The organism is Serratia surfactantfaciens, from assembly GCF_001642805.2.
GTDB classification, from domain to species: Bacteria; Pseudomonadota; Gammaproteobacteria; order Enterobacterales; family Enterobacteriaceae; genus Serratia; species Serratia surfactantfaciens.
In genome coordinates, this window is record NZ_CP016948.1 from 2,841,303 (window position 1) to 2,854,829 (window position 13,527).

The window sequence follows — 13,527 nt, forward strand, 5'->3', positions numbered from 1 at the left end:
GTCGATGATTTACAGTGTAAAAATGGCATCGAAGGCGCTCTATTGTGGTTAACCACATACCGGACCCAACGTTGATCTAAAACAAGTGGCGGCAGATAAATCGCCATCAGGAGGGGCCGTGAGGGTCGTGTTATTACTGCTGTTTTGTCTCGGCTGGGGGGCAGCGGCGCAGGCGAAGGAATGGTCGGTCGGCGTGCTGGCGATGCGAGGCGATGCGGCGACCGTGCGCGACTGGCAACCGCTGATCGACCAGCTCAACGACAGCGTCAGCGGTGAGCGCTTCCGCCTGCGGCCGCTCGATCTGGCGCAGATGCGCGAGGCGGTCAATCAGGGCAGCGTGCAGTTCGTGGTCACCAATCCGGCGCAGTTCGTGCAATTGAACAGCCACTATCATCTGCGCTGGCTGGCGTCGTTGCGCGCCGCCAACGGCGATCGGGAAACGGGCAACATCATCGGCAGCGTGATTCTGGTGCGGCGCGACAGTGACGTCACGACGCCGCAGGCGCTGATGGGCAAAACGGTGGGCGCCATCGATCCGCAGGCCTTCGGCGGCTATCTGACCGGTTATAAGGCGCTCAGCGATGCCGGCATGCGGCCCGAGCGCGATTTCCACCTGCGTTTTACCGGCTTCCCTGCCGATGCCCTGCTCTATCTGCTGCGCGAACGCGCCATTCAGGCCGCCATCGTCCCGGTTTGCCTGCTGGAGAAAATGGATCGGGAAGGCCTGCTCAACCAGGCGGATTTTCGCCCGCTGCTGCAACAGGCCACGTCAGTTGACTGCGTCACCAGCACGCCGCTTTACCCCAACTGGTCGTTCGCCGCCCTGCCCGGCCTGGATAATCCGCTGGTGGATGCGGTGGCGAGAGCGTTGCTGACCGCACCGCCGCAGTCTCCCTTCCTGTGGGGGGCGCCGGCCTCGACCAGCGAGGTGGAAGCCTTATTGCGCGCCGTCAATCAACACCCGGAACAGCGGCTGCTGTGGCTGGATATCAAGAGCTGGCTGATCCAGCATCAGACAGCCGTCGGCCTGTCGCTCACGGTGCTGGCGCTGTTGATCGTCAACCATATCTGGATAGCGCTGCTGGTACGCCGCCGCGGGCGACAATTGCTTCATGCCGGAGAGCAACTGCGCCGACAGGAACAGGCGCTGGAAAATGCCAGGCAGCTGAGCGTGCTGGGGGAGATGGCCTCCGGCTTTGCGCATGAGCTCAACCAGCCGCTGGCGGCCATTCGCCACTATGCGCAGGGGTGCCTCATCCAACTGCGCAAAACGGACGCCGGCCATCCGCTGCTGGCACCGCTGGAAAATATCGACCGGCAGGCGCAGCGCGGTGGCGAAACGATCCATAACCTGCGCCAGTGGGTGCAGCCCCCCACCGAGACGGCAGGCAAGGCGCACTGGCGCCCCATCGCGGTGAATGAAACCGCCGAGCGGGTGTGGGCGCTGCTGCGCCTGACGCAGCGCTATCCCGACCTGAAGTTGTTCATTAACGTGGCGCCTTCGCTAACGCTAACCCTGCCGCCGGCGCTACTGGAACAGCTGCTGGCGAACCTGCTGCTGAATGCGGCGCAGGCCGGTGCCAACGCCATCTGGCTTTCCGCCGACGAGAACGACCGGGCGCTCGATTTGCATTTGCAGGACAACGCGGGTGGGATGAGCGCAGTCGGGCTGGAGCAGGCTTTCCGCCCCTTCAACACCACCAAAGCCGGCGGCATGGGGCTGGGGCTGGCTATTTGCCGCCGCCTGGTCCGCTATGGCGGCGGCGAGATCCTGTTAGCTAACCGCCCCGCTCCCGACAGCCGCAATGGGCTGTGCGTCACCCTGCATTTCCTATTTAACGATGAGGAAAACCATGTCGCTAATTCATCTGGTAGATGATGACGTCGCCGTCACCGACGCCTGCCATTTTTTATTGACCAACCTCGGCCATTGCGCCCACTGCTGGAATGACAGCACCGACTTTTTGGCGCAGGCTGACCTGTTGCAGACCGGAATCGTGTTGCTGGATATGCGAATGCCGAAGCTCGACGGTCACCAGACCTACGCTGAACTGCGCCGCCGCGGCAGCACGCTGGCGGTGGTGTTCCTGTCCGGCCATGGCGACGTACCGATGGCGGTAGAACAGATGAAGTACGGCGCAGTGGACTTCCTGCAAAAACCGATCGCCGCAGAGCCGTTGATCGCCGCCCTAGCACGGGCGCAGCAAGTCTCCGCCGAGACCCAACAGCGCCATGAAACTTTTGGCCGCTACCGCACGCTCACGCCGAAAGAGCGTGAGATCGCGCATCTGGTGGTGCGCGGCATGATGAACCGGGAAATGGCGGAACGGCTGAATATCGCGCTGCGCACCGTGGAGGTCCATCGCGCAAAAGTGATGGAGAAAATGCAGGCCGCCAGCCTGGCAGAATTGGTGATTCAGCTGCAAACTTTACCGCTCACGATTCAAGAATAAACGCAGAAGCCCCGCATAAAACTAGCCCTGAGTCCCTCCGCACCTGATTGACACAGCGCGAACCAGGCAATATATTCATTAAGATAATTAATGAATTGTAGCCAGATCGCCCCAGTCCGACGAACGGGCCATCAATGCCCCTGCACAACCCCCGCGTGGCGCTTTTGCCTTCTGGGAACCTGAGAGGTAAAGAGGACGTTTTATATTTCGAATGAAGAGAAATGCGGGCATATAACATCGCCTGTACACGATGACGCCACTGTCGGGTCGGCTCGTGTACGCGGCAACCAGTATGGATAGTTAATAACAAAAAATATGGACTGAATAAGGAACAAAGATGCAAGGAAATCTCAAACTCTATGGTCTTTTTGTTGGCCTGACCGTAACCATAATGATCACCTGCGACACCCTGGTTTATAAAGTTTTTGATATCTATGGTTTTAAAATAACCGCTAGCGGCATTGTATTCTCCCTGTGTTTTCTGATATCTACGTTGCTTACCGAGGTTTACGGCTATAAATTATCAGTAAGAGCAATATGGATCATGGTGTTCTGCCAAAGTTTATATGTCATCATACTTAACCTCTCCGCTGTCATCCAGCCAGAAAATAACGCTATAGCGACTCACTATAACGCTTTATACCATGAATTTTGGCGCGTCATGATAGGCACCTGGGTATCCGTTCCCGTCTCATATTTTGTTAATGGCTTCATCATTTCAAAGATGAAAATTATCTTCTCCGGCAAATACTTCTTCATTCGCTATATTGCAGGCTCCATGTCTACGCAGGCCGCGTTGTTGCTGACGGCCTATCCGATTAGCCTTTCGGGCAAATACACCTTTATGGAACTGGTTAATATCATAAGCACCACCTGGTCTTATAAGGTGGTCGTCTCCATTGTATTGCTGCCGCTCGCTATCATCCTGGTAGAATGGGTTAAGAAAATAGAAAACACCGATCATTATGATTGGGGCGCATCATACAATCCTTTTAAATAATTTCAGTAAGGTAGAGCATGAAAGCAATTCAGATTAGTGACATACACATTATGCCTAATGAAAGCGCGCTGGCCTCTAAGCACCTGGCTAATTTCGAAAAGGCCATTGATTTTATTAATGCCAATGCCGATCAAATAAAGGCAGACTTGATCATTGTAACAGGTGATATCTCTCATGATGGTGACATTCCCTCATATGAGCGTTTCTTTAACGTAATGAGCCGCGTTTCATTACCTTTTTATTTATTCCCAGGCAACCACGACAGTAAAAAAAATCTGAGTGATGTAGCCCGCCAACAGGGCGGTAACTATGATATAAATTCTTTTGAAGATGACGAGTGGCGCATGCTTAGCATCGACTCGGTTGTTGACAATGAAGATTTTGGCTGGGTGTCGAAACAAGCGTTAGAAACGCTTGAAGAAGCCATAATATCCAGTGAAAATAAAAAGATAGCTATTTTCTTGCACCATCACCCGCTTCCTGTCGGCACCCCCATTGTCGATAGTTGTATGTTAAACAATGCCGGCGAACTTTTGAGCCTCTGTCAACGATTGAACGTTAAGTTTATTGGTTCAGGCCATGCGCATACGCTATTTCAACGGAAAATGGGAGACACCCTGGTCTCGGTTTCCCCTGCAATTTGCTCGCAATGGAAAAACGGCACAAGCGAAGTCAGCAGCATAGACAATACGGCTTTCAGCGTGATTACGTTCGATGAGCATATTCACGTCGAGCCATGGTTCATTTAATCAACGTCAGTATCGTTTTTTTAGGCTTGTCACTTTGCTTTGCGTTTTGCAAGGAGGCGGAGATTTCTCTGCCTTCTTTCACTCCGGCATAAAATGCTATTTTTGTCGCATCTAAAGACTCGGTTTTATCGACCAGCTCACGATTTCTTAAAAAATCCTTTCCTGATATGGATATTGAATCAGCACCGTTTTTCAACGTCCACATACAGTTCCTTTTCTCTTCATGAATCGACAGTTTGGCTGAGGCAATTTTTATTTTAGACTCCGTTTCGGCGATGAAAGCAATGTCTTTAGGGTTAACATGCCTTAGAAAGTCGCCCTCAACAAGCTGCCCCCAGTTTTTTTTCACGAAGGTATGGGTGCCAAACTCTTTGAAAAGCCAATACCCCTCGGCGGTTCGCGTCACGCTGCGATCTAAAGTGTACAGATAACTTGGAGAGTATATTCTCCTTAACTTGCGGACTATTTTAAACAAATCCATTTATTTCAGCCTCTTTATCGTTTTCAATAAAACACCGATAATCGCGTAATCGCTGTAGGACTTCACACTGCTGTCTGAATCTAATGAGATGTTTGTAAACTGCAAGTCGTCATGAGAAACAAAGACCCTTCTTAAGCATATTGGGTAGTTTTTTAGCTTAACCAGGACGATATCCCCATCACAAAATGGTTCCTGAAGGGAGATGACACAATAGGTTCCACGATCCCATTCAGGTGACAACGAGTTATTCGTTATCTCCACCACAAACAGCGAATCGTCCGTAATGTCATCCACTTCTGTCGTGTAGGTATCTGATGTTGTCATCGCCTGATCCAGGAAACGCTCTATATCGCTGTAGCTAATGAGCGGTAGCGATCTAACGTTGTGATTGGCCTCTCCCGAGACTCGTAAGTCCTTGTCAGTCAGCTCCCCAACTTTCACGCTGAAAAATTCACCAATTGACGAGAGCGTAGAGATCGTCGGATTCCCGATGCCCTTTCTCAGGTTGTTGATAGTGGCAATACCGATCCCTGTTTCGATACTCAGTCTGCTGGCGTCAATCCCATGCATGCGCATGAGATAAGTTAGGTTTTCCCCTATCATTTTCAATGACATACCACTTTCTTCTGATATTTTAATGTTGTTTTGTTGCATTATAATGTTTTAAACCTATACTTTAGCGTTGTTAAAGTTAATTTAAAATATTAAACCACTCCAAGGGACGTGATGACAATGGTACAGGTCGAATTACATGCAAATTAAAAAATAATTATTTGTAATGTAAATCATTTATTAAATAAGCGTTCTTACAGAAGCAAGATAGGCCACCACAACAATAATTCAAATTCCTTATGTAACCGCTTTATCTAGTCTGCATCCCATACTGCGACGAGCGTTTTGCAAGCGTGACGCCAATAACTCACATACCAACGCATCAAACATTAGCAGTGCTGTTAAAACGCAAGAAGCCTCTTCACCGTATTTACGCCACGGCAGACGAGGGAAACACCAAAAACGGCGACCAGAAAGGTGGCGTCGGGCCTCCAACACCAGGGAGCGCCAGTCCGACGCCACCACCTTATGTATTGAATGAGAGAGAAATGCGCTCAGCGGGTAATGGCGATAATCTTCTGAAGATTCGACAGGCGATTACGGGTGGGGAAAAATGCGGACCATCGGCCTGGCCGGCTCAACGGCAAATTCTGCCGCCCGGCATGTAAAGATGAATGCCCATGCAAAATTCCGCATCCCCTCTTGCCAACTCTCACTCCTCAGGCCAAAATACTGTACATTAAATCAGTATTTACAGGTGGGTCATGTTTGTAGAATTGGTGTACGACAAACGCAACGTCGCTGGGCTGCCCAACGCCGCCGAGATTATTCGCAGCGAACTGGAGAAACGCGTGCATGCGCTGTTCCCGGAAGCGGAAGTGCGCGTGAAGCCGATGCAGGCCAACGGCCTGAACTCCGACGCCAGCAAAAGCGATCGCGAAAAGCTGAACCGGATGTTGGAAGAGATGTTCGAAGAAGCGGATCAGTGGCTGGTCACTGATATTTGACGGGCAGTAACGCTATTGACTCCCACTCAGCGGGAAGTTTGCCTGGCGGGAACGGGCCGCGTGTTTGCCCGAGCCTCTCGGTGATAATGCCGGTGCCGATGCAATAGGCGACCAAAACCCTACTGCACCGGCATTTTACCTGGTATCCACGTTATTTATGAAGCCGCGTTGGTTTCCGATGACCCGTCATCGTTTGATACCAGCGCCTCCGGCGGCAACACTTCCACCACTTCACGCACCGGCATGGCGAGGCGCAGATCGATCCAGCGCCCTTCAGGGATATCCATCGCTTCGCCGGCCACAACCGTCGCGGTATCGATGTCAAAACGACGTTTGCTGATTTTCACCGTAATAACACCGTCGCTGTCGGTGGCGGTTTCCACAAAGCACAGGCGGTTGCCGTTCACGTCCTGCGGTACTTCGATGGTCCAGCCCTCCTTTGCCAACCCCAGCGAACCTTTCAGTTGATAAACGCCGGTGGAGATTCGCTCAGCACTTACCCCGTCTGCCTCACCGTTAACCGCTACGCAACCGGCCAGAGCAAAGCCACCTTCCAGATAATCAGCCTGCATATGCTCAGGCGCAGCAGACAATCTGGCGATCGGTGAGGCTTTCTTGATAAAGCCGTTGGCATCAACGGTAGTGTTTGATGTCCCCCAAAGGATGTTGCTTTTGACAATGCCAGCCGTTAATCCTGTTCCGTTGCAGGTCATCGTGTTTACATTACCGTTGTTATAATCCACAGCAATAACCGCACTCACGTCACCGCACATTAAATGAATCGATGAACCGTCTGGAGGCATACCTATTTTTGAACCACCTCCAACACGAAATATTTCACTACCGTGCCCTCTCAATGTTTTCATTAACGTCACTTGAGACTCAACATCGACACCACTAATTCTCGGCCCGCCGGCCCCGCCAAAACCATTAGAAAACGCTTTAGCTACGCTTTCATAATCCGGCAACTGCTTTTTATTATCCCAAACAGGGATTTTATACTCGATAAAATCCATTGTTCCTACTGGAGAAACACTCATTTTTTTAAAAGAAACATTAACTTTTGCCAATTGACCTGGAGAGCGAGAATCAACAACCATATATGTGGCGGAGGTAACAAATGCGTTCACTAATATATAAATATCAAACGTATTACGTGCGCTTTCTATCATTGCTGCACTACCTAATATGGGACGAGTGCCAGTTGTATAGAGCGTAATCGATGCGGCCCCCTTCACGTTTGTGTCAACCGCCCTATTTCCATATCTGAATATGAGTCTCTGGCTACATGTCTGATCCGAGTTTCCGTTGTAACCGGACCCACCATTGAAATCAAAAACGACGGTATCTCCATGCTGATCCGTAACTACTGTACCTAATTGGTACCACCACACCCCCACTCCCTGAGATGGCATAGCATATCGAGTTTTACCCCATAGTGTTGACACAATCCGATCGTCAATGCTATTCGCCAACTGATCAACAATCTTTGCTGCATTGTTTTCACTGTTTTTTGCTGCAACAGCCGATTTCGCTGATTTATCTGCTGATAACGCAGCCTCTGCGCGTAGGCGATCGACGGTTTGCACAATCTCCGGCGTGATATCGCTTTTTCCAGGTCGGCTCAGGAAATCATTGAGCGTGCCGGGCAGGGAATCGTTATAAACCTCGATAGCACCCACTCGCTCCGGCTGTGCGCCGTATACAGAGATAATGACCTCGTAAGCGCCCGCCTCTACGGGTAGGGAATATTTACCGCTATCATCCGTCACTGATTGTGATTTAGCCAGACTCAGGACCGTTGATGAGGTTCTGACTGCGCGCAGGGTAATGGTTACGCCGGAGCGAGGATCGCCGTAAGGGCCTTTTAATACGCCGCTGATTAATGTCATTGTACTTTCTCCATAAGTTCTTTGATTAATTCATCCTGGCGATCGATTCTATCCAGAGCCTGATTCAGCGCAGCCAGGGCCACATATCCCAGCGTTGAATAATCGACGGATTTTACTCGAGTAACAGTTTCGCCGTTTTGCAATTGTAAAGAACCGCCTTCAGCAACAACCTGGGGAAGTTTCTTTTCAATTTCTTGTGCGATACCACCAATAAAGGGTTTACCATCTCGCTTGCCAGTATAGAGTTTTAGACCACGAATGAGTGTTATAGGGTCTTCAATTTCTTCTACTTCAGTTTTAATTCTAAGGTCTGAGCCGGTCACCCAATTTCCGGTTAAGTTATTAAAGTCCCCGTTATTCTGTAGACGGACCTCATGCCAGACATTGGCGTAATCCTTAAATGAAATCGCACCATAATCAGTTACCCCAATTTCACGACGACAAAACATTTGCATGGCAGTGACAACGCCACCTGCAGTTGTCATGACCGATAGTAATGTCGGGCCATCTACAGTTCCGGTAGATCTGGTAAAAGTCTTTTCAGCACGGACATTAGACGATCCCGTATCACCAGAGTTCAAATGAATGCCATTTCGCCCCATCATGGTATCATCAAATGTCGTTGACTTGCGAAAGCGTGAATATCCACCCACATCAAGATTTGCCGTTTGTCCTGTCACCACAGAGCCCTGTAAAGACAGTGAACCTTTAATCTCTTGGGCAGTAGCAACCGTCTTATCTAATTTATTATTAAGCGAAGCCGTAATACTGTTCCAGGCCGGGCCACTATAGGTGCCACCGTCCGGCAGCTTAACGGTAATATTTCCGTTGCCGCTGAAGACCTGCTGCCAGTTCTCCTTATCGAGGTTCAGCCCGCGCAGGGCTTTCGCCGTTTCGGCGGCCAGTTGGGCGGTGATGGCATTCATCGCATCGCGCGGTACGGCATACCATGCTGCGCCCGCCTGCGTTGGGCCGTCATAGGCTTTAACCAGTGTTACCTGAGTGGCGTTATCAATCGTTTTTACCGGCAGCGTATAGGTGACGCCACCGACGGTGCTGACAATAAAGTCACCGGCTTTCAGTTCGGTATTAAAGGCCGTTCCGGTTCCTTTCACTATAGTTGAATTATTCGTTAGGGTTAGAGTGCCTGCTGGCATAATACTCTCCTGAGTTTTGATAATAAAAATAAGAAGGTATCAGGATTACGTTCTTGTCTAGCAAGGTTTATACTTATACCAACCAATGTGATATTTTCTACGAATGCCTATTTTATTTTCTTGACTTATCTATTTATAAATGTAGCAATGGGAAACTTCAAATAGCCTCGTCCAGAAAATCTCTCCGAATATGTCTGAGTCCGATATTTTAGCCACGTCAGTTGAAGTTCCATCCCAGTCCATCGGACTAAAATACCTGCATTTTGTGCAGAAATCTCGCTTTCAAATGAGTCAGCTGGCATACAATTGATTGGAAACCACGGGCTAAAACTAGATGGTAATGACTGTATCCCTTTGTCTACTGCACTAGTTACTTCAACTATGCTCCGTACTCGTGGCATATCACTAGCTGATTTTGCGGTCCATATAAGCTCAGAGTCAGCGGAGAACACATCTAAATATCCGGACTGCATTGCGATATTATGCGATGTAGCAATAAGCTCAACACCTCCCGCCGTGAAGTATTTAGCGCCTGGCCAGCACCAAGCGCCCGGGGATAGCCGAGCCCAATACAGCAACCCAACCGAAAGCTCATTAATAGCTAAGTAGCTTAATTTATGAAGATCACCAAATATAGTATCCCCCCATAAATCAGGCGGGTAAAATTTTGGCACCTTGTGCTCAGCAACAAGAGTATGTTTATACTCACTGTCTATTATCAGTGAGCCATCTGTGTTGTAAATTTGAAAATTAGACATTATCGAACCTCATAAATGTAGACAGTATAATATTTATCATATCCGTCCGTTACAGAGCTTATTAACCACACACCTCCATCTCTTGTGCAGGCTGTAACCCCATCAAATACAATGTCCCCATGAAAAAATGGTCCAGCTCTAACAATAGCTGCAAAATGCCTATCCGAGGTCACACCTGGGTAACTAATATTAACTGCTGCCTGATTTTTGGGCAGCGTTGCATCAATAGAGGCAAAAAATCTAGTGCTACAATCACCCAGATCGACTGTAATGTTTCCATTACTATCCCAGCATTGTAATCCATTACCCATTACCAAAGCCCCATTCTGACGCGTAGTACATTATTACTGTCAAATATCTGAATGAGTGTACTAGTAATCAACATTCTGCCTCCTCCAGCCACGCCATTTATCTCAAAGCTGCCTGTTTTATCTAATCGCCACCCTTGTGAGCCCACAACATAGTTATTCGACTGGATATAGTTACCAATCTTGGCATTACTGATTGTTCCATCCTGGATAAAGGCATTATTCATAAACACCTGCCCATCCACCACAGCAAACGGTGAATACTGATTGCTGTTATTGCCGCTCATCAGCACGAACTGGTTGGCGTTAAAGCCGACGCGGGTGGTGACCGGCCTGCCGTTTTCCGCCAATACCGCGATCGACATGCCGGCGTTGTAGAAGGTGCCGTTCACCCGCACGCCCGCTTTCAGCGTATGGATGGCCGTGGCGCCGTCGGCGTCTACCGTCGCCGTCAGTTTATCTTCCAGCACCGCCGCGACGTCATCAATCTGCGCCTGCACCTGGGTTTTCATCTCAGCCAGTCCGCGATCGACCTCCGCGATGGTGGTTTTCACCACCATGATATCGGCGCGCACCGTGCCGTACTGTGCCCACTGGTGTTCCACCGTCGCGTTGTTGGCCAGCGCATTCTGCAAGATAGCGTCGATGTTGGTGTCGATATCGCCCACCAGCCGCTCGCCGTCTTTCGCGGTCAGGAGATCGTCGCCGATGTTCTCGAGATAATCGCCGGCGTCCGCGTTCGCCTGCCCAGCGGTCCAGCCTGTCCAGTCGCCCTGATTGCCGGTGCGGTCTTGCAACCGCGCGCGGAACCAAAACTCTTGCCCCGCCTTCAACCCGGTCATGGCGTGGGTGTGCAGCGGGTACGGGATATCGGCCAGCAGCATCGCGTTATTCCCGGCCGCGTTGTCCGCATACTGGATTTCGGTTTTCAGCGTATCTTCGGCGCCGGTAGGGAACGCCCAGTCGAGCTGGATGCCCCACAGCAAAGGCGATGCCTTGAAGCCGACCGGCATCGGCGGCTTACCCTCTTTGCCCTTGAGGTAGGTTTCCATCGAGGTCGCCCAGATGGACGACACATTGCTGGCGTTGATGGCCCGCACCCGCACCCGATAACGACCGGCGTAAATGCCCGGCACTTCAAAGCCGAGCGCCGAGGTGCGCGGCACCGCCACCCAGTTACCGTTATCTTTGCGCCATTCCGCCTCATAGGCGATGGCATTTTCAACCGCGCCCCAGTCGGCGCGCAGGGTGGTAATGGCAATACCCTGGCTCACCGAGGAGTAGCTGTCGATGGTGATGTTTTTCGGCGGTGCCTGCACGCCGGGCGGTATGATGGAAATCGGGCGATCGTCGATACGCGCGCCGGTATCGATGCGGGCGTACTTATTCGGATCGTGTTCCGCGGCGTTGACGCTATAGGTGTTGTCGCCGTTATCGGCGATGCCCACCACACGGTAAAGCTGCACCGCCAGGTCGTCCGCGTCGATGGACCAGGCCGCCTCCGGCGCCGGCGCCTCGCTGTAGGCGGTGGTGACGGTCACCACGCATTCATTCACCGCCTGCACGGTGCGCGCCTGCGCTTTACCTGAAGGCAGGTTAACGATAAGACGATCGCCAACTTTAGCGCCCGGCTTTCTGTCCAGCGTCAGTTTACGGCCGTCCACGCCGCTGAGGCGCCCGCCAATCACCCGCCCGGCCAGCATCTGGTCCGCCACGCCAACGATATGCCCCGGCATGGGGATCATACCGTCCAACCCCACGGAGAAACTGACCGTACGATCCTTGCTGTTGGTCAACAGCGCCCAGCGGCCGCGGCGGTTCGCTTCGCTCGGCGTGGTGCAGCCGATGGCCGTCAGTTCGGTCTGGTTCACGTCGTAGCGGCGTACCAAATCGGTGTCGAATACCGCCTCTATCGCATCGGCGTAATGGTTGCCCGGATCGGACCAGCTGACCATCGCGGTACTGTAGCGAGTGCGTTCGCTGGCGGACGAGTAGGTAAACTTGCCGTCGATAACGTTGGCGCGGGTGTAAGTAAAGTCCATATCGCGCGGCATGTCCGCCAGGGCGACCATTTGGTTTTGCCCCCAATAGGTCATGCCGCGGAAGATGCCGGCCAAATCGCTCAGCACCGTCCAGGCCTCTTCCCGCGACTGCAGATAAACGTTGCAGGTAAAGCGCGGCTCCATGCCTTCGCCGCCGCGCCCGTCCGGCACCAGCTGATCGCAATACTGCGCGATGCGATACAGCTCGGACTCGGAGACCTGGGAAGCGTCGATGCGATCGCCGAGGCCAAAACGCTCGGCCAAAATAATGTCGTAAAACACCCACGCCGGGTTATCGCTGTAGGCCCACTTAAAGCCGCCGCTCCAGATGCCGGTATAGCTGCGCGTTTGCGGATCGTAGTTGTCCGGCACGCGGATCAGGCGGCCGCGCGGTTTGCAGCTGATCTTCGGGATGTTGGGGAACTGCTTTGAGTCGAACTCCACGTAAAGCAGCGCAGTGTTCGGGTAGCGCAGCTTGGCGTCGATGATTTCGGTCAGCGCCTCGATGTTCATCCGGTCGGCGATCCGGGCGCTGTTGGCGTTAGGCGTCAACCGGCGCACGCGCAGCTGCCATCCCGTGGTGGCCTTCGGCAAGTTGATACGGTGCGAGCGTTCATACAGCGAGGTGGTTTTATCGTCGATCGCCGCCGTTAACACCTCCTGGTAGCTGCCGCCGTCAGTCGCCACTTCGATGGCATACTCAATGCGATAGCCGTTAACGTCGCCGTTGTCCGCCTGCTTTTGCAGCATGGGCCACCCCAGGCGCAGGCGAACGGCGGAAAGTTGCAGGTTCGAGACGGAACGCACCCACGGCGCACCACTTTTTAGTTCGCTGCCAACCGAGATCTCATTCTCAACGGCGGGAATGCCCTGGATATATTCCTGCGCCTGCGAACCAGGGCGGAATTCCCAGCGGAAACCGGGAAAGTTTTCCGTTCCATCGCTGCCCAGCACCGGCGTGCCGTCAACAAAAATGTTTGTGCCATCCAGCCCGCCGGCAAACTCCCCTTCCCCCAGTGCGAACAGCAGCTTCGCTCTGGCGATCGACTGAATGCTGTCCGGCGTTTCTACCGGCGTGTGGCCGCCTCCGCCGCCGCCTTTTCGCCCACGGATAATTTTCTGTGCCAT

11 protein-coding genes are annotated in these 13,527 nt (G+C 52.2%); 5 read left to right on the plus strand and 6 right to left on the minus strand.

Annotation, left to right across the window (positions count from 1 at the left end):
* The first annotated feature begins 127 nt into the window (after positions 1–127).
* The 4 genes from ttrS to ATE40_RS13355 all read left to right on the plus strand — a co-directional run bounded on the left by ttrS (position 128) and on the right by ATE40_RS13355 (position 4,202).
* Positions 128–1,879 (plus strand): tetrathionate respiration histidine kinase TtrS, encoded by a 1,752-nt coding sequence (gene ttrS / locus ATE40_RS13340; protein ID WP_063919753.1) that lies wholly within the window; start codon positions 128–130, stop codon positions 1,877–1,879.
* Positions 1,854–2,453: a tetrathionate respiration response regulator TtrR gene (ttrR, locus tag ATE40_RS13345; protein ID WP_063919754.1), complete on the plus strand. Its 600-nt coding sequence runs from the start codon at positions 1,854–1,856 to the stop codon at positions 2,451–2,453. The genes ttrS and ttrR overlap by 26 nt, the downstream gene beginning before the upstream one ends.
* 337 nt (positions 2,454–2,790) lie before the next feature.
* Positions 2,791–3,453, plus strand: coding sequence for a VUT family protein (locus ATE40_RS13350; RefSeq protein WP_063919755.1), 663 nt, complete (start codon positions 2,791–2,793; stop codon positions 3,451–3,453).
* Between the two features lie 17 nt (positions 3,454–3,470).
* The gene (locus ATE40_RS13355) at positions 3,471–4,202 is read left to right on the plus strand and encodes a metallophosphoesterase (RefSeq protein ID WP_063919756.1); all 732 of its coding nucleotides are present in this window, start codon (positions 3,471–3,473) and stop codon (positions 4,200–4,202) included.
* On the opposite strand, the gene ATE40_RS13360 is transcribed toward ATE40_RS13355, so the two are convergent.
* Positions 4,195–4,683 carry a hypothetical protein gene (locus tag ATE40_RS13360; protein WP_063919757.1) on the minus strand — a complete coding sequence of 163 codons (489 nt, stop codon included), beginning with the start codon at positions 4,681–4,683 and terminating at the stop codon, positions 4,195–4,197. The two genes, ATE40_RS13355 and ATE40_RS13360, sit on opposite strands and share 8 nt — an antisense overlap.
* Positions 4,684–5,337, minus strand: coding sequence for a helix-turn-helix domain-containing protein (locus ATE40_RS13365; protein ID WP_063919758.1), 654 nt, complete (start codon positions 5,335–5,337; stop codon positions 4,684–4,686).
* 662 nt (positions 5,338–5,999) lie between these two features.
* On the opposite strand from ATE40_RS13365, the gene ATE40_RS13370 reads away from it, so the two are divergent.
* Positions 6,000–6,242, plus strand: coding sequence for a DinI family protein (locus ATE40_RS13370; protein ID WP_033652519.1), 243 nt, complete (start codon positions 6,000–6,002; stop codon positions 6,240–6,242).
* Between the two features lie 155 nt (positions 6,243–6,397).
* Here the strand turns inward: ATE40_RS13370 and ATE40_RS24500 are convergent, their stop codons facing one another.
* The 4 genes from ATE40_RS24500 to ATE40_RS13385 all read right to left on the minus strand — a co-directional run bounded on the left by ATE40_RS24500 (position 6,398) and on the right by ATE40_RS13385 (position 13,527).
* On the minus strand, positions 6,398–8,134 hold the full coding sequence (locus tag ATE40_RS24500; protein WP_084799160.1) for a phage tail fiber protein: 1,737 nt from the start codon (positions 8,132–8,134) through the stop codon (positions 6,398–6,400).
* Entirely contained in the window at positions 8,131–9,291 is a 1,161-nt protein-coding gene (locus ATE40_RS13380) for a tail fiber domain-containing protein (RefSeq protein ID WP_063919760.1), read from the minus strand. The genes ATE40_RS24500 and ATE40_RS13380 overlap by 4 nt, the downstream gene beginning before the upstream one ends.
* 125 nt (positions 9,292–9,416) lie before the next feature.
* Complete coding sequence (locus tag ATE40_RS24735) at positions 9,417–10,049, minus strand: hypothetical protein (protein WP_156785430.1); 633 nt, start codon at positions 10,047–10,049, stop codon at positions 9,417–9,419.
* Positions 10,050–10,359: 310 nt separating this feature from the next.
* On the minus strand, positions 10,360–13,527 hold the full coding sequence (locus ATE40_RS13385; RefSeq protein WP_063919761.1) for a TipJ family phage tail tip protein: 3,168 nt from the start codon (positions 13,525–13,527) through the stop codon (positions 10,360–10,362).

Coding starts and splice junctions, on each gene's coding strand:
- ATE40_RS13365 (WP_063919758.1), bottom strand. CDS start 5,337: ATGCAACAAAACAACATTAAAATATCAGAAGAAAGTGGTATGTCATTG.
- ATE40_RS24735 (WP_156785430.1), bottom strand. CDS start 10,049: ATGTCTAATTTTCAAATTTACAACACAGATGGCTCACTGATAATAGAC.
- ATE40_RS13350 (WP_063919755.1), top strand. CDS start 2,791: ATGCAAGGAAATCTCAAACTCTATGGTCTTTTTGTTGGCCTGACCGTA.
- ATE40_RS13360 (WP_063919757.1), bottom strand. CDS start 4,683: ATGGATTTGTTTAAAATAGTCCGCAAGTTAAGGAGAATATACTCTCCA.
- ttrR (WP_063919754.1), top strand. CDS start 1,854: ATGTCGCTAATTCATCTGGTAGATGATGACGTCGCCGTCACCGACGCC.
- ATE40_RS13385 (WP_063919761.1), bottom strand. CDS start 13,527: ATGGCACAGAAAATTATCCGTGGGCGAAAAGGCGGCGGCGGAGGCGGC.
- ATE40_RS24500 (WP_084799160.1), bottom strand. CDS start 8,134: ATGACATTAATCAGCGGCGTATTAAAAGGCCCTTACGGCGATCCTCGC.
- ATE40_RS13355 (WP_063919756.1), top strand. CDS start 3,471: ATGAAAGCAATTCAGATTAGTGACATACACATTATGCCTAATGAAAGC.
- ATE40_RS13380 (WP_063919760.1), bottom strand. CDS start 9,291: ATGCCAGCAGGCACTCTAACCCTAACGAATAATTCAACTATAGTGAAA.
- ATE40_RS13370 (WP_033652519.1), top strand. CDS start 6,000: ATGTTTGTAGAATTGGTGTACGACAAACGCAACGTCGCTGGGCTGCCC.